Here is a 20,782-nt window from a genome sequence, read left to right on the forward strand (position 1 = left end):
AACTGTGGCATCCGCCAAAGGCTTACTTTGTTCAGCAAGTTGAATAAAGTAAAAGCCTCGTTGATGTCATCAACGAGGCATAAGGAGGCGTGACAAGTTGAAGAAAGAACTTCATTCTTCCTTTCTACTTGTCTACATCTTCCCCTTTTCTGCCTCTCTGGACAATTCTTTAAAAGGTACTACTTATTTAATTAATCGTAATCTGCAACTTCTTTGTCACGTCCTGGTAATACTAAGTTTAATAATACACCGATAATGGCAGCTAACGCCATGCCTTCTATGGCAAATGATTCAGTAAATCGAAGCACCGCACCACCGATTCCTACTACTAGAATAACAGATGCAATGACCATGTTACGGTTATTTCCGAAGTCTATGTTATTTTCAACAAGCATACGTAGTCCACTAGAAGCGATGATACCAAATAGTAAGATTGAAATACCGCCGAGAACCGCTGTTGGAATTGTTGCGATTAATGCCATTGCTTTCCCGAAGAATGACACGACAATCGCAATAATTGCTGCGCCCATGATGACATACACTGAATAGATACGTGTGATTGCTAACACTCCGATATTTTCACCGTAAGTCGTTTTTGGCGGACCACCGATAAAGGCACTCACTATTGTCCCTAAGCCATCCCCTAAAATTGAGCGGTGAAGACCCGGATCTTTTATATAATTTCGATTAACAACTTTCCCTAGAACTAATTGGTGACCAATATGTTCTGAAATCGTTACAATAACGATCGGTACCATCGCTAGTAAGATTTTAGCTGTTATATTAATTTCATAATCTACACCTGGAATTAAGAAGTCTGGTAAAGCGAAGAATGCCGCTTCCTTTACCGGTGTAAAATCAACAATTCCGATGAAAACTGAATAAATATATCCTATGATTAGCCCCATAAGAATCGGCATCGCACTTAAAATATTTTTAAAGTAAACTGTGAAAATAATAGCTGAGAATAATGTGACTAAAGCTGCTGAGAAATGCCAGCCGTTATATACACCATCTACGTTCATTGCCATATTTACTGCAGTGCCTGATAAACCTAAACCAATTACGATAATAACTGGCGCTACTACGATTGGTGGTAGTAAGCGCATCAACCACTTATAACCCGTTTTCCAAATTAATAAGGAAACAATCCCGTATACTAAGCCAACTGCCATTGCGCCGATCATCGCATTTCCTGGACTTACACTTGCACCATCCTCTGTTAAACCGTTTGAGGCAACTAACATAGGTGCAATGAATGCAAATGATGAGCCTAGGTAAGCAGGTACTTTAAACTGTGTAACTAATAAGAAAATAATTGTTGCAATCCCGCTTGTGAGCAGGGCTATCGCTGGGCTTAACCCAACAAGTTGTGGTACTAATATTGTGGAACCAAACATGGCGAACATATGTTGGAAACTCAATGTTACCCATTGGACCGGCGTTGGTTTTTCATTGATGTCTAAAACTGCCTTGGACATTTGGCTTCCTCTCCTCATGTTTAATCTTCTTTGTAAATTGTGACGCAATCTTCTCCGTCTACTTCTTGTAGATGTACAACGATTCGTTCAGTACCCGATGTTGGAACATTCTTTCCTACGTAATCTGCACGAATCGGTAATTCACGGTGACCTCTGTCGATTAAAACCGCTAATTGAATTTGCGAAGGTCTACCTAAATCCATTACTGCGTCTAAAGCAGCACGGACTGTACGTCCCGTAAATAAAACATCATCTACTAAAATAATTTTCTGATTTGTGACTACGTAGTCGATAGCTACTTGTTCAACATGTGCTTGTTCATTATCGTGCTTCGTCGACAAATCATCGCGGTATAACGTAATGTCTAGCTCACCTGTACGGATCGGTTTACCTTCGATTTTTTCGATACGCTCTGCTAGTCGCCTTGCTAAGTAATCACCGCGTGTCTTAATTCCAACTAATATACATTCGTCAATTCCTTTGTTACGTTCTATGATTTCATGTGCAATGCGAGTCAATGCTCTCGTCATAGCTTGTCCATCTAATAACTCGTTTTTTGTCATGTTTAACTCCCCCTCTCTAATCTTAGTTTGCTCATATAAGCCATAAAAAAAACCTCTCAAAGCGCATGGCTCGAGAGGGTTATATACGTGTTTTAATAGGGCGTTGTAAAATTTGCATCACAAATTTTCACAACACTATCACATGTACCTTCTCAGCCTCTCTGGACTGCCATTAAAGGTGAATATTTAGTTTAGATGTTCATTCACTTTGGCTATTATAGAATTTCTATTTAGATCTGTCAATACTAATTTCGTAATTCGTCTACTAATTGAACAAAATCAGCAGGAAGTGGTGCTTCAAACTCCAAATACTCGCCTGAAACAGGATGAACAAATCCTAAAACTCCTGCATGTAACACTTGTCCACCAAAATCAATTGTCTTTTTCGGACCATATTTTGGATCTCCTACAAGTGGGAAGCCAATATACTTCATATGCACGCGAATTTGGTGTGTACGACCTGTTTCTAAACGGCATTCTACTAACGTATAATCTCCGAAACGCTCGATGACTTGGAAGTGTGTCACAGCATGCTTGCCGTTATCGACTACAGCTTGCTTTTGACGATCTTTTTGATCACGACCGATTGGCGCTTCAATAGTGCCTTTATCATGTGCAATATGCCCGTGTACAAGTGCTGTATATTTGCGTGTTACCGTCTTTTTCACAAGTTGATCGACTAATGATACGTGCGCCACATCATTTTTTGCTACCATTAATAAGCCCGATGTATCTTTGTCGATACGGTGGACAATTCCTGGGCGCAAAATGCCGTTAATGCCTGATAAATCTTTGCAGTGGTACATTAAGCCGTTTACGAGTGTACCTGTCAAGTGACCCGGTGCAGGATGTACAACCATACCTTTTGGTTTGTTGACAACTAAAACATCTGCATCTTCATAAACAATATCAAGGTCTAAGTTTTCTGCAATAACGTCTAATGGTTCTGCTTCTGGCACAGTGATTTCTACCACATCGCCTGCTTTTACTTTATATTTAGCTTTTACTATTTCACCATTCACTTTGACAATACCTTCTGTAGTCCAGTTGCCAATTTGAGTACGTGACCATTCTGTTTGCACACTCGAGACCGCCTTATCAATGCGCTCTCCCTGTTGTTGTTCTTCCATTATATATGTTACTACTGTCATTGTTCCACCTGTTTCTTTTCTTTTTTATCCTCAATAATTAAACCAATCATTAATACGACCACCGCAATCGTTAATGCCGCATCTGCAACATTAAAGATAGGAAAATGATAATCTATAACCGGGATTAATACGTCCACAAAGTCGACTACTTCACCTCTAAACAATCGATCGATAAAGTTCCCAATTGCACCACCCAATAGCAGCATTAATCCTACTTGGAAAATCGGTTTCCCCTTTGCCTCTTTATGATAGAAGTAAATGATGGCAATAATCACGCCAACTGTCACAATCGTAAACAACCACATTTGACCTTCTAACATGCCCCACGCAGCCCCTCTATTACGATGAGACAAGATACCTAACCACGGGTCCCACACTGAAATTCTTTCCCCGTAATCCATATTTTTCATAATTAGCCATTTTGTCCATTGATCTAAAAGTATAGCAAAAGCGGCCAATCCATAGTATTTATACACAAGCCATTCCTCCGTTTGCACGATATCTTATCTATTCTACCATAAGAGTGCATACGAGAATAACTAATAGTACATGAAAATATGATGAAAACGCTAATAGGACGCCTTCATCGTCTATAACTTGACGTTGAAGGCGTCCTACTTGAATCATATTTCCCTCTGCGAATTTAACGCACTGCTATTGGTATAAAAAATACTGAATGAAGTTATAGGCGCTGTTGACGTAGTGCTTCTGCTAAATAGTACAGTTGCGAAATATACGATGTAATATCATTAGCATTATAAAACTTATCTTGAGAAAAAGTGTATAACTCATTTATCCCTTCGATAGACACTTTTGTTGTTTCAATAATTGCTGTAAGTTGCTGATGGAAGGAAACCACTTCTGTCATCGTTTGATCCGTTGCTTGTTGAATAGCTGCCATATTCGAAAAAAGTGCTTGTTCGGATTGCTCAATTTTCTCGAAGAAGGCCTTCGTATATGTCGTCATATCCTGTGTTTCGCCTACAATCAGCGCTTCTTGCTTCATCGTTGTCGATAATTGTTCCATTCGGTCAACAATTTCCGTTACTTTAGAGCGAATATGAACGAGCGCATCTTTACTTTGTTCTGCTAGTTTACGTACCTCGTTTGCTACTACAGCAAAGCCCTTACCGTGCTCACCAGCACGTGCCGCTTCAATTGAAGCATTCAGCGCTAGAAGATTCGTTTGGTCGGCAATATCACTAATCATTTTAGTAAATGCCATAATATTACTCGTTTCCGTTTGTACTTCCTGCATCGAATGTTCAAAGCCTTTGAACACATCCATCACTTTCTCCATTTGAGCAAACAGTTTGTTCATATTGTCATTGCCCTCAACGACTAAGCGGATATTATCTTTACTCTGTACTTCTACAGCATTGGTTATTTCATGAACACGTTCTGCTTCACTCACAATTCTCATCGCACCTTCATTGGAGTGATATAAATCCTGGTGCTGTAATGCAAGCGATTCCTTAATATCTGTAATACGTTCGATAAAAAAACTGTCGCCCTTCGCATTTTTTTCATTTGCAGTCGTTAACAGCGTAATTAAATCAAACATACCCGTTAAAATCATGCCCTGTTCTTCAGAAGTTAAGGCTTCAATTTCTTGTCTTAGTATCTCTTCACTCTGTTCATCTTTCGTACGCATAAATAATTGTTTAAGCATGCTCGTTCTCCTATCCTCGTTTGCCAAAGCCAATTAATAATAAGGTTTGGTTAATTAAAGATTTGTTTAACTGTTCTCCGTAGCTACTAAATCCAGCTAGATTCGGCAATTGGCTTAGCTGATTATTTAACGCTGGGAATAAACGTTGCTCCTGAAACTGCAATTTCCGTAAAATACAATTACACGCGAGTACGCCCTCTAGTTTGTCAAATTTCGATGTGAATTCAACAAGTGTGTTTTGCAAGGTTTGGACAGGGTCCTTAGGCTCTAACAGCTCAACTACTGCATCCTGAAATACTTGGCAATAGAATGCTAGTGCTCCGTTTGCTTCGACTTGGAATGGGGACGCAATTAATAACTCTTCATTAAAGCGTCGTCCTAGTGGGTTTGTCATAAAATATTGTGGCAATTGTTGCTCACTTATACCCAATGCTCTTGCATACGCTTTCGTAGCAGGCTCATGATTTATTTCATAAACAATTCTTTTTTCAGCGTCTGCCTTTGTAATTTTCAGTGTTATTCCAGTACTTGTAAAAATATTTTCTTTTTGTATGTAAAAATCTAGATTAGGCTTAATGAAAACGACTACACCACCCTTAGAAGATTGCCAGCCATTTAAACTTACGGTTGTTTGCACAAATTTAGCATCATCACCTGCAGTTCCACCAAAAATAGGAAAACCATCGTGATGGAAAATTGAATTTACAATGGATAGCATCTTTTCCTCACCAGCTACTAGGCCTGTTGGAAAAATAAGCGCTAGCCCTTCCTTGTTGATCTGTTCGCTCTCTACACGGATTCCTAATTTCCCCGCACTGTGCATCAGCTTATTTCGGTCAAATATAGGATATTTTTCGATATTATCAATAAGTAAAGCTTCGATTTGTCCAAATTCCTGCGCAAAACTTTGTACACTTAAACTTTGGTCCGAAAATCCTTGTGGTCCAATTTCACCAGTTGTGGTTACACCAACAACCTCGCAATTTGGATATGTTTCTCGAAATAATATAGTCAATTGTTCAAAAGAATGTACGGTACTGGCAAAAAAGAGAATAAGCGCAGGATCCGCATGCAGCTGCACACTGACTTCTCGAAATGCCTGTGTTGTATCACGTATCGTCGATAAAGCTGATTGAATATGTGGCATAAGTTTCACCTACCCATTTCCCAAAATTGAATTACTAATATCCTACCAAATTATAACATAAAATACGATTTGCCTAATATCTAAAAAACGATTTCTATTGTTTCTTGTACACTAAAAATGGCAAAAGTGCTTTTTATTCTTTGAAATACTTGCACTAATACCCTACAACCGAATACTGACAAACACCTACCACTCTTTGTTATATATATATAATTAATTGAAATTCACTGTTATTATTCAATACTTCTATTCTATTTCATGTAAAATAATAATAAAGTTACAAAATATTGCTGTATTAGTACAAAATAACACTATTTTAAGTTAAAATATTTCTATAAGTTATTTTCATATATTTAAGTAAGGAAGGGGCTGTTGATCATTTTAGTAATTACGTGGAAAATTGAAAATTCAGTTGATAAACAATGTATGACGGCATGGTTAGAGGAGTTTCTTCCGAACACTTTTGTTGAATGTGAAAACACTCCAATAAATGAAACTACAATTTTCGTATATGAGATAAATCACCTATTTGACTGGGTTAAGGTAAATCGTTTGCGCAAAAATTATCCTAATAACATTATCGTTCCTATTGTTGCAGAACACTTAACCTATTCTACTAGCATTGCGATCGAACTTAATTTACAAGCACTTTTAATTAAGCCACTACATAAGAGCAAATTTTTACGTATCGTAAAAAAACTTTATTCATCTCTTACTGAAAAACAGGCTCATAAGCTCACAATGTTAGAATTGTCTCAACAGATTCCTCAAGATCATACATCACCATTCCGAGAAGCCTTTTTAAGACGACTGATTCGTGGCGAAATCGAAAATGAACAAGAAATTATTCAAGCAGCTTCTTTCTTATCGGTTGACCACATTCCGAATATTGTATTTTTAATTCAAGGCTATATGATTATTGACGAGAATCATCCCAAGGTCATTGATGCCAATCGCACCATTACAAGTATTTTTCGAAAACACTTCACTAATAAAGCATCCATATCATTTTTAAATTTCGAACGTTACTTATTGCTACTTATGCGCATTCCTTCTAATTACACATCATTTAAGCATTGGTCGGAGGGGGTAGCTTGTTTATTAGAGGTCATCGCAGTCTTAAAGAGAGATTACAACATCCATCTATTTATGGGTATCGGTGATGTTTACCAACAACCTATGCAAGTCTATCATTCTTACAGTCAGGCGAGAAAGGCACGAAAAAAACCATCAGTCGATAATCTTCACGTGCGTTATTATGCTGATTTAACAAAAAATGAGCACCTACAAAAAGCATTGGCTTATATCGAAGAGCATTACGATGAACAACTTGTTTTATGCGATGTAGCAAACTATATTAACTTTAGCCCTGCACATTTTAGCCGCTTGTTTAAAAAAGAGACAGGTCGTAATTTCGTTGATTATGTTGCGTTTACACGCATTCTTAAAACTCTTCCATTTTTACGAAAATACGATTATACCATTGATAAAATCTCTACAAGTTCTGGCTTTAACACATCTAATTATTACAGTTTAACCTTTAAAAAACATGTTGGTATTTCCCCAAGTGAGTACCGTAACACAAAGGAAATTCTATTTAAATAAAAAATGAGCAGCCGATGTGATCATCAGCTGCTCATTTCAATTCAAGTAATTAAACGTAATATTTCTCTACTACTTCAGCACAACGCGCACAAACCGTTGGGTGTTCTGCATGTGAGCCAACTGTTTCAGAAATTGACCAGCAGCGTTCACATTTCTCACCTGTTGCTTTTTCAACAACAATTGAAACATGCTCAAGTGCTAATGCTTCAGCAGGAGCTGCGTCAAGTGGTGCTACTTCAAATGCAGACACGATTGAAAGTTGTGCAAAGTCAATGTTTGCATCACTTAAAAGTGCCACAATATCTTCTTTCGCATAAACTGTAATTTTTGCTTCTAAAGATTTACCGATTGTTTTTGCATTACGAGCTTCTTCAAGCGCCTTTAAGATATCATTACGGACAGCGATGATGTTGTCCCATTTCGAACGTAGGCTTTCGAAGTTTGCCTGTTCAACTACTTCTGGGAAGTCCGTTAACTGAATAGAAGCTTCTTCTACATCTAAGTAAGACCACATTTCATCCGTTGTATGTGGGATGATTGGGGTCATAACTTTTAATAATGTCATTAATGTATCATACATCACTGTTTGCATTGCACGACGGTCTTTATTGTCATGGCCTTCGATATACACAACATCTTTTGCGATGTCTAAGTAGAATGAAGATAATTCAAGAGACACAAAGTTATTGATTGCATGATATACTGCAGCGAAATCATAACGATCATATGCAGTACGCACTGTTTTAAGCACATCTTGTAAGCGCATGTATACATATTGGTCCATTTCACGTAAATCATCGTACGTTACACGATCCGTCTCTGGGTTGAAATCTGAAACGTTTCCGTGTAAGAAACGGAATGTATTACGGATTTTACGGTATACTTCAGACACTTGTTTTAACATATCCATTGAGATACGCACGTCAGCAGTGTAATCAACAGATGCTACCCAAAGACGTAGGATATCTGCACCATATTGGTTCATTACTTTTTCAGGGATGATAACATTCCCTAAAGATTTACTCATTTTGCGACCGTCTCCATCTAAAACGAAGCCATGAGATAATAAGCCTTTATAAGGAGCATAGCCGTTAATTGCAACACTTGTGATTAGTGACGAGTTGAACCAACCACGGTACTGGTCAGAGCCTTCTAGGTAAAGGTCAGCAGGATATTTCATGCCGCGCTCTACTAGCACACCCTGGTGTGAAGAACCTGAGTCGAACCAAACGTCCATAATATCATTTTCTTTTGTGAATTCACCGTTCGGGCTACCTTCATGTGTAAAGCCTTCAGGAAGTAACTCTTTCGCTGACTTTTGGAACCAAATATTCGATCCGTGCTCACGGAATAATGCAGAAATGTGGGCAATCGTTTCTGGTGTGATAATTGGCTCACCATTTTCTGCGTAGAAAATTGGGATAGGTACACCCCACGCACGTTGACGAGAAATTACCCAATCTCCTCGGTCACGAATCATGTTGTAAAGACGCGTTTCTCCCCAAGCAGATGTAAACGTTGTTGCTTTTACTGCTGCAAGTAGTTCATCACGGAAGGCATCAATTGAAGCAAACCATTGCGGTGTTGCACGGTAAATTACTGGTTTTTTCGTACGCCAGTCATGTGGGTATGAATGCGTAAAGAAGCTCAATTTCTCTAAAGCACCCACTTCTTCTAATTTAGCTGTAACCATTTTATTGGCATCATTGTAGAAAACACCTTCGAAGCCTGGTGCTTCATCTGTGTAGCAGCCACGGTTATCCACTGGGCTAAGAACTGGTAAATCATATAATTTACCGATGTTGTAGTCGTCTTCCCCGTGTCCAGGAGCTGTATGAACACAACCAGTACCAGCTTCAGCTGTTACATGCTCACCTACCATAACAAGTGATTCACGGTCATAGAATGGATGCTGTGCTACGATGCGGTCCATTTCTTGCCCTTTTACTTCTTGTACGATTTCATATGACGCCCACTCAAGTGCAGTCGATACAGATTCTAATAGGTCTTTAGCAATGATGAATTTCTTATCTTCTACCGCTACAACAACGTATGTGAATTCCGGGTTTACTGAAATCCCTAAGTTTGCTGGTAATGTCCAAGGTGTTGTTGTCCAGATGATGAATTTAGCATCCGCTGGCACAACGCCTTTTGCATCTTTAATCGCAAAGCTAACATAAATAGATGCTGATTTTACATCTTGGTATTCGATTTCTGCTTCAGCAAGTGCTGATTCTGAAGATGGTGACCAATATACTGGTTTTAAGCCTTTGTAGATGTAACCTTTTTCAGCCATTCTGCCGAATACTTCGATTTGTCGCGCTTCGAATTCAGGTTTTAATGTGATGTATGGATTTTCCCAATCACCGCGAACTCCTAGACGGCGGAACTGCGTGCGTTGACGATCGATTTGTTCGTATGCATATTCTTCACAAAGTTGACGGAAGTCAGCAACTGACATTTCTTTACGTTTTACACCTTTGTTTGTTAATGCTTGCTCGATTGGTAAACCATGTGTATCCCAACCTGGAATATAATTCACGTGGTAGCCAGTCATAGAACGTTGACGAGTAATCATATCTTTAAGGACTTTGTTTAGCGCATGCCCGATATGAATATCTCCATTTGCATATGGAGGACCATCATGTAAAACAAATTCTGGGCGACCTGCTGTGCGCTCCATTTGTAATTTGTTAATGTCCATCTCATTCCATTTTTCTTGCATTTTTGGTTCATTAGCCGGTAAATTCCCACGCATTGGGAAATCTGTTTTCGGCATTAATAACGTTTCTTTATACTCTACCATTTAATATTCCTCCTTCAATTTCTTCTCTTTTTTCAAAACATGTACTTGACCGCACATTCTACTACGGGCTTTTAATCGATTAATAATTCAAGAACAGATTTTGGTGTTGAGCCTAATTTTCTAATGATTATTGAGGCATTCATGCCCCATTCCGAGAGGTTGCAATCAACTTGTCGCTAAAATAATGTTAGCCACTTTTTATTATTTCTTTGCAAAGAAAAAAGCCCCTCAATCCCTAAAAGGGACGAGAAGCTTGAACTCGCGGTACCACCCTAGTTGCAGTATACAATTATACTACCTCTTGAAAGCACGTTAACGTCGTGCGCCACGAAATAACTTACTATTAGTTCAGTTATTTAGCTCAGGAATGATTTTCTTTGTTAGTTGCTTGTTCGGGCTCACACTATCCCCAAATCGCTATTACTGCTCCTAACAAATACTGTTTCCATCTTCGCCTATATGAAGTCTATTTAAAATAACTACTGTTACAAAGTATATGAAAATGAACGGATGACGTCAAGTGGAATTACTTCATAACGGCTCTCAAGCATCGTCCTGCTCTCTAGTATCTTCTACAGTCGATTGAATCTCTGTCAAGCCGATATCATATTGAAGTAAGTGTTCCCAATCATCTGTATTTAATAAATCAAGCTGTGCTTCTACCAACATTTTGAAACGATTTCGGAAAACTTTTGACTGCTTTTTTAATTCATCTATCTCTATTGTAACTTTTCGAGCTTTCGTTAATGCTTCATTGACAATACGATCCGCATTTTTTTCAGCTTCTTTGACAATTAGTTTTGCCTCTTTTTGAGAATTCCGACGCACTTCATCGGCAGCTTCTTGAGCTACAACAATCGACTTTTGTAACGTTTCTTCTAAAGAACTAAAATATTTCGTTTGTTCTAAAGCCATTTCTAATTGCTTATCAACATCTTTCTTTTCACGCAACAAAATTTCATAGTCTTTAATGATTTGATCTAAAAATTCATTTACTTCATCTTCTGCATAACCTCTGAAAGATTTAGTAAACTCCTTATTATGTATATCAATAGGTGATAATGGCATACAATCCTTCTCTCCTTTACATGTACATTCGTTCTCACTATTATACAATTGTTCCAACAACTTAACAGTATAAATTAATGAAATTTACAAGGTTTTTAGCTTTTTTGAGTCAATCGACCGATTTGCAATCGAATTTTATCTTTTTTTGTTCGTCCTTCTGTCATAATTACTTTCACTCGGCCACTACCTCTTACCGATATGATATCGCCCTCTTGTAATTCAAAAGCGACAGCATCTCTCTCTGTCCAGTTTACCCGTACCTTATTCCCTGTAATCAAAGACTGGGCCTTTTGACGGGAAATATTTAATACAGTTGCTAAAATGACATCTAAACGCATAGACGAAACGGTATGTGACTCTTCTAGCCACTCATCTTCATTTTGAATTAGTTGCTCTGTCTCTTTTATCGACTCTATATGCACCTTTACTTTACCAATACCCGTTAAATGTAATCGTACATAATCCGCCACCTCGTGTGCCACCACAAATTGTACTTGTCGTTCGTTCACACGAATATCCCCAAATTTACTACGATCTAAACCAAGTGATAGCAGTGCACCTAACACATCTGGATGACGGAGTTGAACAAATTTAGCTGGATAATGAATTGTAAAAACAGCCATTTGAAAATCGTCTTCTTGTGGCTCAAAATAGGACGGAAAAACAAGCATACGCTGACGTTCCGCATCTTCAAATAGCCCTGCACTCGCCGTTTTTAATTCATTCGTTTGTCCCAAAATGGCCGACACGATAAATCTCTGTCGCGGATCTAAAAAATCAGTTAACTTTGGCGCATAGCGATCTTCTATTTCACGTTGCCAACTCATGACCTGTTCAATGAAAGGCTGTTCATCCTTTCTAAAATGCTGTATTAAATGTTCCAATTAATATCACCTCAACTCTCTCCTTACTTTATAAGTACCTATCCAATAAAAAAACCCCACCATTAGTGAGGGTTTTCAACTAAAACATAGAGTAAATTTTCGCAATAACTATGAAAAGTCCCCTTTGAATAAAATTCAACAAGAAGATTGCTACAATCGGAGAAATATCAATCATTCCAATCGGCGGAATAATCTTCCTAAAAATACCTAAATACGGCTCGCACATTTTTTCAAGCATACGTCCAATTGATGAATTTTGGGCAGCTGGTACCCAAGACATTAAAATATAAGCTATTAACATGAATGAATAAACATTAAATGCAATCGCTATTAGATTTATAATCTGAATCATATATCCTACAATCCTCGCTCTTTAGTTATCGTCAATAATAAAATTAGAAATTTCACCTGATACTTCTACATTATCAGGTGTACAAAGAAAAATATCTTTGCCAATACGTTGAATATCGCCGCCAAGTGCATATACAGTTCCACTTAAAAAATCGATAATACGAACTCCTTGCTCACGGTCAATACGTTGTAAGTTCACGATTGTTGCACGCTTATTTTTCAAGTTTTCCGCGATATCCTGTGCCTCCGCATAGATTCTAGGCTCTACTAATACCACTTTAGAACCTTTAGAGGACATTGCAGCTTGAATACTCACAATATTATTGCTCGTTTCGTCACTTTGTTGCATTACTTCATGAATAGGCGCTTTACGGTCCTTCATCATTTTTTTAGGCTTCATTGTTTGAATTGGTTGCTGTTGCTGTTGAATAGGAGCTTGCGTGATTTCTTCTTCTATTTCTTCCTCGAGATAAAAGAAATTTTTAATTTTATTTTTCATGCTCATCCTGTTCCCCTCTTTCATTTCCAACAAGAGCCGTTCCAACTCGAACGAATGTAGCTCCTTCCTCTACCGCAATTTGGAAGTCATTCGACATGCCCATTGATAACTCGGTACAAGGTGCGTGTGCTAATCCTTGATCGGCTATTTGCTGTTGACATTGTTTTAATTGCTTAAAAACAGAGCGAATTACCGACTCATCTTCTGTATTTGGCGCCATTGTCATCAATCCAACAACTTTAATTTTCGTAAAGTCTTTTAAAGATTCAATAAATGATAAAGCTTCATCTGCATTTAAGCCATGCTTTGTTTCTTCACCTGAAACATTTACCTGAACAAAACATTTCACAGGCTCTATCGCTCTTTTTTCTATTTCTTCTGCTAGGCTCAATCGATCTAACGAATGTAAATAATCAATTTGATTAATAACCTGTTTTACTTTTCTTGTTTGTAATGAACCAATAAAATGCCAATGTACAGGTTCGTCAATAGCTGTGATTTTATTGATCAAGCCTTCAGGACGATTTTCTCCTAAATGCTGTAGACCTGCACCAATTGCCTCCTGTGTTCTTTCAACAGAAACTTCTTTCGTAACAGCGATAATGTGTACATTATCCTCTTCTCGGTGCGCTTGTTTTTTTGCAGCTACTATTTGTTCTTCAATTCTAATTAAATTTGTTGAAATTTTAGTCACTATTTTTCCCAACTTTACAACATTAGTTTCTTTCATTGTAACAAGCAATGCTTTATTTATCAATAAATAGACTGACCTATTAGAAAAAGGATATTTTCCATCTATCTACACTCAATCGGCACAAATGCCTAAATATCTATGAAAGTGACTTTACTAATATGACATCTTTTCCGACGACCAGTACATCCTTCATAAAAACTTTTCTAACAGACTCTTCACCTCTAAAAAACCCAAGATACTTACGTGGTTCCGCAATCATAAATGCTGTCACATAACCAGTCTCTTTTGACACTTCTGCATCTACTACAAAGCCCAAAAAACGTCCATTCCCCGCTTCAATTACTTCCTTTTGCTGTAAAACAGAAAAACGCATTCGTTTCCCTCCTCGATTATTTATGTCTCGGCGTAATTACACTTGTTGCTGTCGCTTCGCTTTCGCATAAAAAAATTGTTGCTGTCGCTTCGCTTTCGTATATGAAAAGTTTCTGAAAGAAGATAAAATGCGCACCGAAATCTCGGGTGCGCATTGTCTACTTACTTATAATCTTTCTGCATCGTTTCAATCGCATTTTTTTCCAAGCGTGAGATTTGCGCTTGTGAAATTCCAAGTTCTTTAGCAATTTCAGTTTGTGTTTCGCCGAAATAAAAACGTTTTGCTAATATCATTTGCTGACGTTCATCTAACTTTTGTAGGCTCTCTTTCACCGAAACATAAGCAACCCACTGATCTTCAGATATGGCATCATCACGAAGTTGATCCATCATATAGACAGCATCACCACCGTCTGCATAAATTGGCTCTTGCAATGATACAGGGTCTTGAATAGCATCTAAAGCAAACAAGACATCTTCCTTTTTCATATCAATCATTCCAGCAATTTCTTCAATTGTTGGTTCTCGTAAATTATCTGTAATCCATTGCTCCTTCGCCTGCATAGCTTTGTAGGCAATATCTCGCAATGAACGCGATACACGTAACGCATGATGGTCGCGTAAATGGCGACGAATTTCACCAATAATCATTGGTACAGCATATGTTGAAAATCTTACATTATGCTTCAAATCGAAATGATCAATGGCTTTCATAAGTCCTATACTTCCTACTTGAAATAAATCATCTGCCTGTTCTCCCCTATAGGCAAATCGTCCAACAATACTAAGCACCAATCTTAAATTACACATGACAAGCTCTTCCCTAATCTCTGTTTCTCCTGCTTGTAAGCGAATGAAGAGTGCCTTCATTTCCTCATGTTTTAATATTGGCAAAGTCGATGTATCTAAGCCGCAAAGATCTACTTTTGTTCGCATATTCGATTCCTCCGGATGTTGTTCTCTGACTTAAACCGTGACATCAGTTTGTCCTGAAGAAATAAGAATATGCACAAAAGTTATAGCCAATTTTAGGTAGGTCAATATTTCCTACTTACGAAATTGGTTGATTTAAATTTTCTCGTAAATCTTGAATAATTTTTTTCTCAAGACGAGAAATATAAGACTGTGAAATACCTAAATGATCAGCTACTTCTTTTTGCGTCATTTCAATTTTTCCATTTAAGCCGAAACGGCATTCCATAATATAACGTTCGCGCTTTCCAAGAAGATTAATCGCATGGAACATATGCTGACGCTCAATTTTTTTCTCAACATTATCTAAAATAATATGCTCCTCTGTCCCCAAAATATCCGACAGTAGTAGCTCATTTCCATCCGCATCTGAATTTAGTGGCTCATCTAGTGAAACCTCGCCTTTCATACGGCTCGTTTTACGCAAATGCATCAAAATTTCATTTTCAATACAACGTGAAGCATAAGTAGCTAGCTTAATATTTTTATCAGTATTAAACGTTTCAATCGCTTTTATAAGACCAATCGATCCAATACTAATTAAGTCCTCTATCGGAGTTCCTGTATTATCAAAACGTCTCGCAATATAGACAACAAGACGTAAATTGCGTTCAATTAGTGTATCTCTTGCTCGTAAATCGCCGTTCATAAAGGATGCAATGACTGACACTTCTTCTTCTCGACTTAATGGCACTGGCAATGAATCATTACCTCCTATATAGTATGTCTCACTACTACGAAACTTACCCCATAATTTTTTCAAGCTAGCAAGTAGCCTAAGAAGCAATAGTTTTCCCCCTCTATGATTTATTTGAAAGCGCTGAAAAATGTAATATCGCTGCTGTACTATGCGGAAAATTTTTCGCCTTTTTTGTCAAGACGATATATTCATTCGTTTTCACTTGCGACGACTTTCCTTTGATATGCAATTCATCAAAGCGAAAACCTAGTACAACTGACTGTTGTTGCACCGTATTGACATGAATAAACCTTATAATCCGCTGATAATCTGGCGAAAACATCGACACATTATACGGATCTGTTTCTTGCCATTCTGATAATGCTTTTTTTATAGTAGCCGGTATATTTGGGCGCAAAGCTGTATACGATACAAAGTGGACTGGTTTTCCAGACAGTGGTTCTATACATTGATTGCCTGTGTCGACAAAAGCCGAAAGAGGAATCGTTTCACCAAAAATCTTTAAAGTTGTCTCATAGACAAATTGACCACTCAAACGTTCAAGCTTTACAAAACCCCACTGTTTATAAAAAACAACTAAATTACCTACCGCTAACAAGAAGCAAATCAGAATGAAATGTATGACAGAAAGGTTTTTTAAGTACGGTTGTAATGCTGTTAGTAGCCCTCCCACTACGACTGTTGCTGTCAATACAATAGGCCCTTGCTTTTGAAAGCTACGTAATTTAAAACGAAAAGCAATGCCAATTAGTACAATAAAACTCAACAACGTAATCATTAGCGTTTGTCCACCAATAACAGCAATCAAACTACTACAAATCGAGCTCATCAATAGTCTCTTATTCTTTACATGAACTCCTGTCACCTTTGCTGCAAACTTGAGTATCGCCAGATTATAAAGCGTATTAATGAGCACCAGCCATTCTCCATACATAACAGCCGCCTCCTAGTTACTAATTTAGCACGTAATTTACACAAAAATTGTCAAACAGTAGAAGGGAATCTTAAAAACATTTTGACAAAAAATATGCTTTCCTTACATTTTAAAACACAAAAAAAATCCGTATTTTACAAATGTAAAATACGGACCTTACTAATATATCTTTTATGCTAATTAACCGCGATTTTTTCGATTTCGTAAAAACGCAGGTACTTCTAACGTATCATCTTGTGCATAATTTTGGTGATTTTGTCGTGGCTGTTCTTGCGGAACATGTACTTCTTGACGGTGTTCACGAACAGGCACTTGTTGTTGAGGCGCAGCTTGACGACTAGCGTTCAACGTTTGACGTGCAGGAACACGTGGTTGTAAATTTTCTTCTGTGAAGCCAGTCGCAATAACTGTTACGATAATTTCATCTTTTAAGTTCTCATTAATAACAGAACCGAAAATCATATTTACTTCTTCATCAGAAGCTGAAGCAACGATATCTGCTGCTTCTTGTACTTCAAATAAACTTAAGTTTGAGCCACCTGTAATATTCATTAACACGCCTTTAGCACCATCAATTGAAGATTCCAAAAGTGGACTTGAGATTGCTTTTTTCGCAGCTTCTGCAGCACGATTTTCACCAGTTGCAATACCGATTCCCATTAAAGCAGAGCCTTTGTTAGACATAATTGTTTTTACGTCAGCAAAGTCTAAGTTAATAAGTCCAGGTGTTGCTATTAAATCTGAAATACCTTGTACCCCTTGACGCAGTACATTGTCCGCTTCACGGAATGCTTCAAGCATCGGTGTTGATTTATCAACGATTTGTAAAAGCTTATCATTTGGAATAACGATTAAAGTATCTACCGATTCCTTCATGCCATTAATACCGCCAATTGCTTGTGTTTGACGTTTACGTCCTTCAAATGTGAATGGTCTTGTCACGACCCCAACTGTCAAAGCACCTAAATCACGTGCAACTTGAGCAATAACAGGGGCAGCTCCTGTACCAGTACCACCACCCATACCAGCAGTGACAAATACCATATCTGCACCACGTAGTACTTCTTCTAATTGTTCGCGGCTTTCCTCAGCAGCCTTTTTCCCAACTTCAGGATTTGCTCCTGCACCCAGACCACGCGTAAGCTTTGTTCCAATTTGTATTTTCGATTCTGCCTTTGATAGATTCAAAGCTTGTGAATCGGTATTTACTGCAATGAAATCAACACCTTGTACACCATGCTCAATCATTCGGTTTACAGCATTGTTACCACCACCACCGACACCAATTACTTTTATAACTGCAAGTTGATCGATACTTGTATCAAATTCTAACATACTATTTTCCTCCCACGGTAACTCGACTCTATTTCATCCATTACGCATTCTCATTAATCAAAAAATTTATCAAGAAATTTTTTAGCTTTTCCAATTACACTGCCTCTAGGCTCTGTTGGTGCATATTCTTGTTTTTTAGAACTAACAGTTTGAGCTCCTACCGTTGCATATTCAATCGGGTGTGTAATCGTATTTTTCCCATAAAAATCGTCTTCTAAATAGGCGTAACGGATAAGTCCAACCGCTGTCGTAAATGAAGGCTCTCTAACGCCAATATAATCAGGTGTATAAATTCTAACTCGAGTTTGCAATACTTGACGTGCTAAAGGTGCAATCCCTTCAAGTTGAGCTACACCACCTGTTAAAACAACACCACCCGGTAAATCACGAACACCTAAACGAGCTAATTCATCAATTATAAGCTCAAATACTTCCTCTAAACGAGCCCCGATGATTTCTGAAATATAACGCTGGCTGTATTGATCTTTTGAATCTGTACCGACAACTGGTACTTCAAATAACTCATCGTCTGAAGCATCATCATAAAAGGCATGTCCAAATTGTTGCTTGATTTGTTCTGCTTGCTCAGTAGGTGTTTTTAATACAATCGATAAGTCTTTTGTAATGTGATCACCACCGACAGGTATAACACCTGTATGTGTTAACAGCCCATCTTCAAATACTGCAATTGTCGTTGAACCGCCTCCTAAATCAATAAAAGCCGTTCCTTGATTTTTTTCGTCTTCGGTTAAAGAAAAGAAACCTGCTGCGAGTGGTTGCAGATATATTTCTCTGATACTTAAACCCGCGCGTTCTACACACCGAAGTACATTGTGTAGAAGCGTTTTAGACGTTGTAATCATTGTGGCGTCCATTTCAAGACGAATACCAATCATGCCACGCGGATCTTTAATTTCATCTAAGTTATCTACAATAAATTGTCTTGGTATTATATTCACTAGTTCACGTTCAGGAGGTATAGACATGACTTGTGCAGACTCTACTACTCTGTCTAAATCATCATCTGTAATCTCTCTATTTTCACTACTGACAGCTACAACACCTTTTACTAACTGTAACATGGTTTGGTTAGCAGGAACTCCAAGGACTACTTCTTCAATCTTATAGCCTGTCATTCGTTCTGCTTGTTCTACTGCTTTACGAATAGATTGTACTGTTGCATCTATATCAACAATTGCCCCTTTTCGAATACCATTTGATTTAGCATTTCCAACACCAATTACATGTAATTGACCGTCACTCATTTCACCAATTAATACTTTGATAGAGGATGACCCAATATCAAGAGATATATATAATTCTTGCTGATTCAACTCGCTGCACCTCCTTGAAAATGCTCATATTTTCATTCTATTGTAAATCCGGCATAATGTCTAAGCAAATCGAGTAATAAAGTCAATTTTTCTCTTATTTTATGGATATATTTTTTTCTTATGACGTTTTTCATCCCACTTAGTTAGTAGTATACGCCTAATTATTGCTATATTTTGGAACAAACGTACGCCAAAAGCGAAAATCGCTGCTAAATATAAATCTACGCCTAAATGAACACCTAAGAATGCTAACCCCGCGGCGAGCATAATGTTAAAGAAAAAGCCAGACATAAATACCTTATCGTCATATACTTGCTGTAATTGAGCTCGAATACCGCCAAATAAAGTATCTAATGCAGCTAATACTGCAATTGATAAATAATTTTCATAAACTGTTGGAATTTGAATATTCGTTAATAAACCAAAGGCAATTCCTAGTAGTAAACCTAAAAATGGTAGCCACATATGCTATTCTCCTTTTTTAGCTTCTGTTAAGTAATCATTCGTTAACGAATTTTCAAATGCTGGAATCGTTAATTCATACGTCGGTTCTTCAATGATTAGATTATAGTTATCTAAATAAAATGAGTCGATAAACGTAGAGGCTTGTAAAGAATTGTACATCTTTTTTGCATCTTTATACGAATTTGTACCAACGTGAATTTCAAATGGCGGTGAGCTTAATGGCACACTGTTTACAGTTGTTTCCCCGTTGATATCCCGTATAGCTGTCGTATGCACAATTCGATTCCCATCAATCGCCACGTTCGTCGCACTATATTTGAATAAGGAGTTTGTTAACTGAATAAGTAAATCTGGAGATATTTCTTCGATTTCATAACCCATCGCTACTAATTCTGGTGCAAGTTCAATACGTAATATCACACCCGGTCCAGTAACGTCTGTTAGCCCCGCTTGCTGTTTTAAACTTTCAACGGTTTCATTTAATACAGCTTGCATATTCGTTTCCTCAGATTGTTCATAGCGATTCACGACATCATCTAGTGAACGAATTTCTGCCAATAAAGCTGAATGCTGTTTCTTTTCTTCAGATAGTTCCTCACGAATAGCCCAAATATCTCGGGTATCTCGCTCAGCTGGTTTACGAATGGTATTATATTGTACCGCCATCATTAGGCCGATAATAAATAGTACAATCGTTATTCGGGTATACATATTTCTTTTCAAAACTGCCCCCACCTAGATGTATCGTA

General features: G+C 37.8%; 21 protein-coding genes and 1 other annotated feature. Of the genes, 1 reads left to right on the forward strand and 20 read right to left on the reverse strand.

Going from position 1 to position 20,782, the window contains the following annotated elements; genetic code table 11:
* Positions 1-191: 191 nt before the first annotated feature.
* From AEA09_RS13860 to AEA09_RS13885, 6 genes are all read right to left on the reverse strand, one after another.
* Positions 192-1,481, reverse strand: a complete 1,290-nt coding sequence (locus AEA09_RS13860) for a uracil-xanthine permease family protein (RefSeq protein ID WP_053584425.1) — start codon at positions 1,479-1,481, stop codon at positions 192-194.
* Positions 1,482-1,501: 20 nt separating this feature from the next.
* A complete protein-coding gene (pyrR, locus tag AEA09_RS13865) occupies positions 1,502-2,044 on the reverse strand; it encodes a bifunctional pyr operon transcriptional regulator/uracil phosphoribosyltransferase PyrR (RefSeq protein ID WP_053584426.1) in 543 nt (180 codons plus the stop codon).
* 245 nt (positions 2,045-2,289) lie between these two features.
* Positions 2,290-3,195 (reverse strand): RluA family pseudouridine synthase, encoded by a 906-nt coding sequence (locus AEA09_RS13870; RefSeq protein WP_053584427.1) that lies wholly within the window; start codon positions 3,193-3,195, stop codon positions 2,290-2,292.
* A complete protein-coding gene (lspA, locus tag AEA09_RS13875) occupies positions 3,192-3,671 on the reverse strand; it encodes a signal peptidase II (RefSeq protein ID WP_053584428.1) in 480 nt (159 codons plus the stop codon). Before lspA ends, AEA09_RS13870 begins: the two co-directional genes overlap by 4 nt.
* 206 nt (positions 3,672-3,877) lie before the next feature.
* The gene (locus AEA09_RS13880; RefSeq protein ID WP_053584429.1) at positions 3,878-4,867 is read right to left on the reverse strand and encodes a methyl-accepting chemotaxis protein; all 990 of its coding nucleotides are present in this window, start codon (positions 4,865-4,867) and stop codon (positions 3,878-3,880) included.
* Between the two features lie 10 nt (positions 4,868-4,877).
* Entirely contained in the window at positions 4,878-6,014 is a 1,137-nt protein-coding gene (locus AEA09_RS13885; protein WP_053584430.1) for an FIST signal transduction protein, read from the reverse strand.
* A gap of 372 nt (positions 6,015-6,386) precedes the next feature.
* On the opposite strand from AEA09_RS13885, the gene AEA09_RS13890 reads away from it, so the two are divergent.
* Positions 6,387-7,619 (forward strand): helix-turn-helix transcriptional regulator, encoded by a 1,233-nt coding sequence (locus tag AEA09_RS13890; protein WP_245622844.1) that lies wholly within the window; start codon positions 6,387-6,389, stop codon positions 7,617-7,619.
* A gap of 49 nt (positions 7,620-7,668) precedes the next feature.
* Here AEA09_RS13890 and ileS read toward each other — a convergent pair whose 3' ends face one another.
* The 14 genes from ileS to AEA09_RS13960 all read right to left on the reverse strand — a co-directional run bounded on the left by ileS (position 7,669) and on the right by AEA09_RS13960 (position 20,756).
* On the reverse strand, positions 7,669-10,425 hold the full coding sequence (ileS, locus tag AEA09_RS13895; RefSeq protein WP_053584431.1) for an isoleucine--tRNA ligase: 2,757 nt from the start codon (positions 10,423-10,425) through the stop codon (positions 7,669-7,671).
* A gap of 237 nt (positions 10,426-10,662) precedes the next feature.
* Positions 10,663-10,886: a binding site (T-box leader), on the reverse strand.
* Positions 10,887-10,968: 82 nt separating this feature from the next.
* A complete protein-coding gene (locus tag AEA09_RS13900) occupies positions 10,969-11,493 on the reverse strand; it encodes a DivIVA domain-containing protein (RefSeq protein WP_053584432.1) in 525 nt (174 codons plus the stop codon).
* Between the two features lie 95 nt (positions 11,494-11,588).
* A complete protein-coding gene (locus AEA09_RS13905) occupies positions 11,589-12,377 on the reverse strand; it encodes a YlmH family RNA-binding protein (protein ID WP_053584433.1) in 789 nt (262 codons plus the stop codon).
* Positions 12,378-12,456: 79 nt separating this feature from the next.
* Positions 12,457-12,729: a YggT family protein gene (locus tag AEA09_RS13910; protein WP_082332655.1), complete on the reverse strand. Its 273-nt coding sequence runs from the start codon at positions 12,727-12,729 to the stop codon at positions 12,457-12,459.
* A gap of 21 nt (positions 12,730-12,750) precedes the next feature.
* Positions 12,751-13,233 (reverse strand): cell division protein SepF, encoded by a 483-nt coding sequence (locus AEA09_RS13915; protein WP_053584434.1) that lies wholly within the window; start codon positions 13,231-13,233, stop codon positions 12,751-12,753.
* Positions 13,217-13,921 carry a YggS family pyridoxal phosphate-dependent enzyme gene (locus tag AEA09_RS13920; RefSeq protein ID WP_053584717.1) on the reverse strand — a complete coding sequence of 235 codons (705 nt, stop codon included), beginning with the start codon at positions 13,919-13,921 and terminating at the stop codon, positions 13,217-13,219. The genes AEA09_RS13915 and AEA09_RS13920 overlap by 17 nt, the downstream gene beginning before the upstream one ends.
* Positions 13,922-14,057: 136 nt before the next feature.
* Positions 14,058-14,294 (reverse strand): YlmC/YmxH family sporulation protein, encoded by a 237-nt coding sequence (locus tag AEA09_RS13925; protein WP_053584435.1) that lies wholly within the window; start codon positions 14,292-14,294, stop codon positions 14,058-14,060.
* A gap of 161 nt (positions 14,295-14,455) precedes the next feature.
* A complete protein-coding gene (sigG, locus tag AEA09_RS13930; RefSeq protein WP_053584436.1) occupies positions 14,456-15,229 on the reverse strand; it encodes an RNA polymerase sporulation sigma factor SigG in 774 nt (257 codons plus the stop codon).
* 115 nt (positions 15,230-15,344) lie between these two features.
* Positions 15,345-16,052: an RNA polymerase sporulation sigma factor SigE gene (gene sigE / locus AEA09_RS13935; protein WP_053584437.1), complete on the reverse strand. Its 708-nt coding sequence runs from the start codon at positions 16,050-16,052 to the stop codon at positions 15,345-15,347.
* A gap of 13 nt (positions 16,053-16,065) precedes the next feature.
* Entirely contained in the window at positions 16,066-16,899 is an 834-nt protein-coding gene (locus tag AEA09_RS13940; protein ID WP_053584438.1) for a sigma-E processing peptidase SpoIIGA, read from the reverse strand.
* A 180-nt stretch (positions 16,900-17,079) separates the two neighbouring features.
* On the reverse strand, positions 17,080-18,234 hold the full coding sequence (ftsZ, locus tag AEA09_RS13945) for a cell division protein FtsZ (RefSeq protein WP_053584439.1): 1,155 nt from the start codon (positions 18,232-18,234) through the stop codon (positions 17,080-17,082).
* A 53-nt stretch (positions 18,235-18,287) separates the two neighbouring features.
* Complete coding sequence (gene ftsA / locus AEA09_RS13950; RefSeq protein ID WP_053584440.1) at positions 18,288-19,568, reverse strand: cell division protein FtsA; 1,281 nt, start codon at positions 19,566-19,568, stop codon at positions 18,288-18,290.
* 99 nt (positions 19,569-19,667) lie between these two features.
* Complete coding sequence (locus AEA09_RS13955) at positions 19,668-20,033, reverse strand: small basic family protein (RefSeq protein WP_053584441.1); 366 nt, start codon at positions 20,031-20,033, stop codon at positions 19,668-19,670.
* Positions 20,034-20,036: 3 nt separating this feature from the next.
* A complete protein-coding gene (locus AEA09_RS13960; RefSeq protein WP_053584442.1) occupies positions 20,037-20,756 on the reverse strand; it encodes a DUF881 domain-containing protein in 720 nt (239 codons plus the stop codon).
* Positions 20,757-20,782 lie beyond the last annotated feature (26 nt).

This window comes from Lysinibacillus contaminans (genome assembly GCF_001278945.1).
In the GTDB taxonomy this organism is placed as follows: domain Bacteria; phylum Bacillota; class Bacilli; order Bacillales_A; family Planococcaceae; genus Lysinibacillus; species Lysinibacillus contaminans.

What these genes read in the sequence shown, in the direction of transcription:
- AEA09_RS13860 (WP_053584425.1), bottom strand. Translation starts at nt 1,481, where the DNA reads ATGTCCAAGGCAGTTTTAGACATCAATGAAAAACCAACGCCGGTCCAA.
- pyrR (WP_053584426.1), bottom strand. Translation starts at nt 2,044, where the DNA reads ATGACAAAAAACGAGTTATTAGATGGACAAGCTATGACGAGAGCATTG.
- AEA09_RS13870 (WP_053584427.1), bottom strand. Translation starts at nt 3,195, where the DNA reads ATGACAGTAGTAACATATATAATGGAAGAACAACAACAGGGAGAGCGC.
- AEA09_RS13880 (WP_053584429.1), bottom strand. Translation starts at nt 4,867, where the DNA reads ATGCTTAAACAATTATTTATGCGTACGAAAGATGAACAGAGTGAAGAG.
- AEA09_RS13885 (WP_053584430.1), bottom strand. Translation starts at nt 6,014, where the DNA reads ATGCCACATATTCAATCAGCTTTATCGACGATACGTGATACAACACAG.
- ileS (WP_053584431.1), bottom strand. Translation starts at nt 10,425, where the DNA reads ATGGTAGAGTATAAAGAAACGTTATTAATGCCGAAAACAGATTTCCCA.
- AEA09_RS13900 (WP_053584432.1), bottom strand. Translation starts at nt 11,493, where the DNA reads ATGCCATTATCACCTATTGATATACATAATAAGGAGTTTACTAAATCT.
- AEA09_RS13910 (WP_082332655.1), bottom strand. Translation starts at nt 12,729, where the DNA reads ATGATTCAGATTATAAATCTAATAGCGATTGCATTTAATGTTTATTCA.
- AEA09_RS13915 (WP_053584434.1), bottom strand. Translation starts at nt 13,233, where the DNA reads ATGAGCATGAAAAATAAAATTAAAAATTTCTTTTATCTCGAGGAAGAA.
- AEA09_RS13925 (WP_053584435.1), bottom strand. Translation starts at nt 14,294, where the DNA reads ATGCGTTTTTCTGTTTTACAGCAAAAGGAAGTAATTGAAGCGGGGAAT.
- sigG (WP_053584436.1), bottom strand. Translation starts at nt 15,229, where the DNA reads ATGCGAACAAAAGTAGATCTTTGCGGCTTAGATACATCGACTTTGCCA.
- AEA09_RS13940 (WP_053584438.1), bottom strand. Translation starts at nt 16,899, where the DNA reads ATGTATGGAGAATGGCTGGTGCTCATTAATACGCTTTATAATCTGGCG.
- ftsZ (WP_053584439.1), bottom strand. Translation starts at nt 18,234, where the DNA reads ATGTTAGAATTTGATACAAGTATCGATCAACTTGCAGTTATAAAAGTA.
- AEA09_RS13955 (WP_053584441.1), bottom strand. Translation starts at nt 20,033, where the DNA reads ATGTGGCTACCATTTTTAGGTTTACTACTAGGAATTGCCTTTGGTTTA.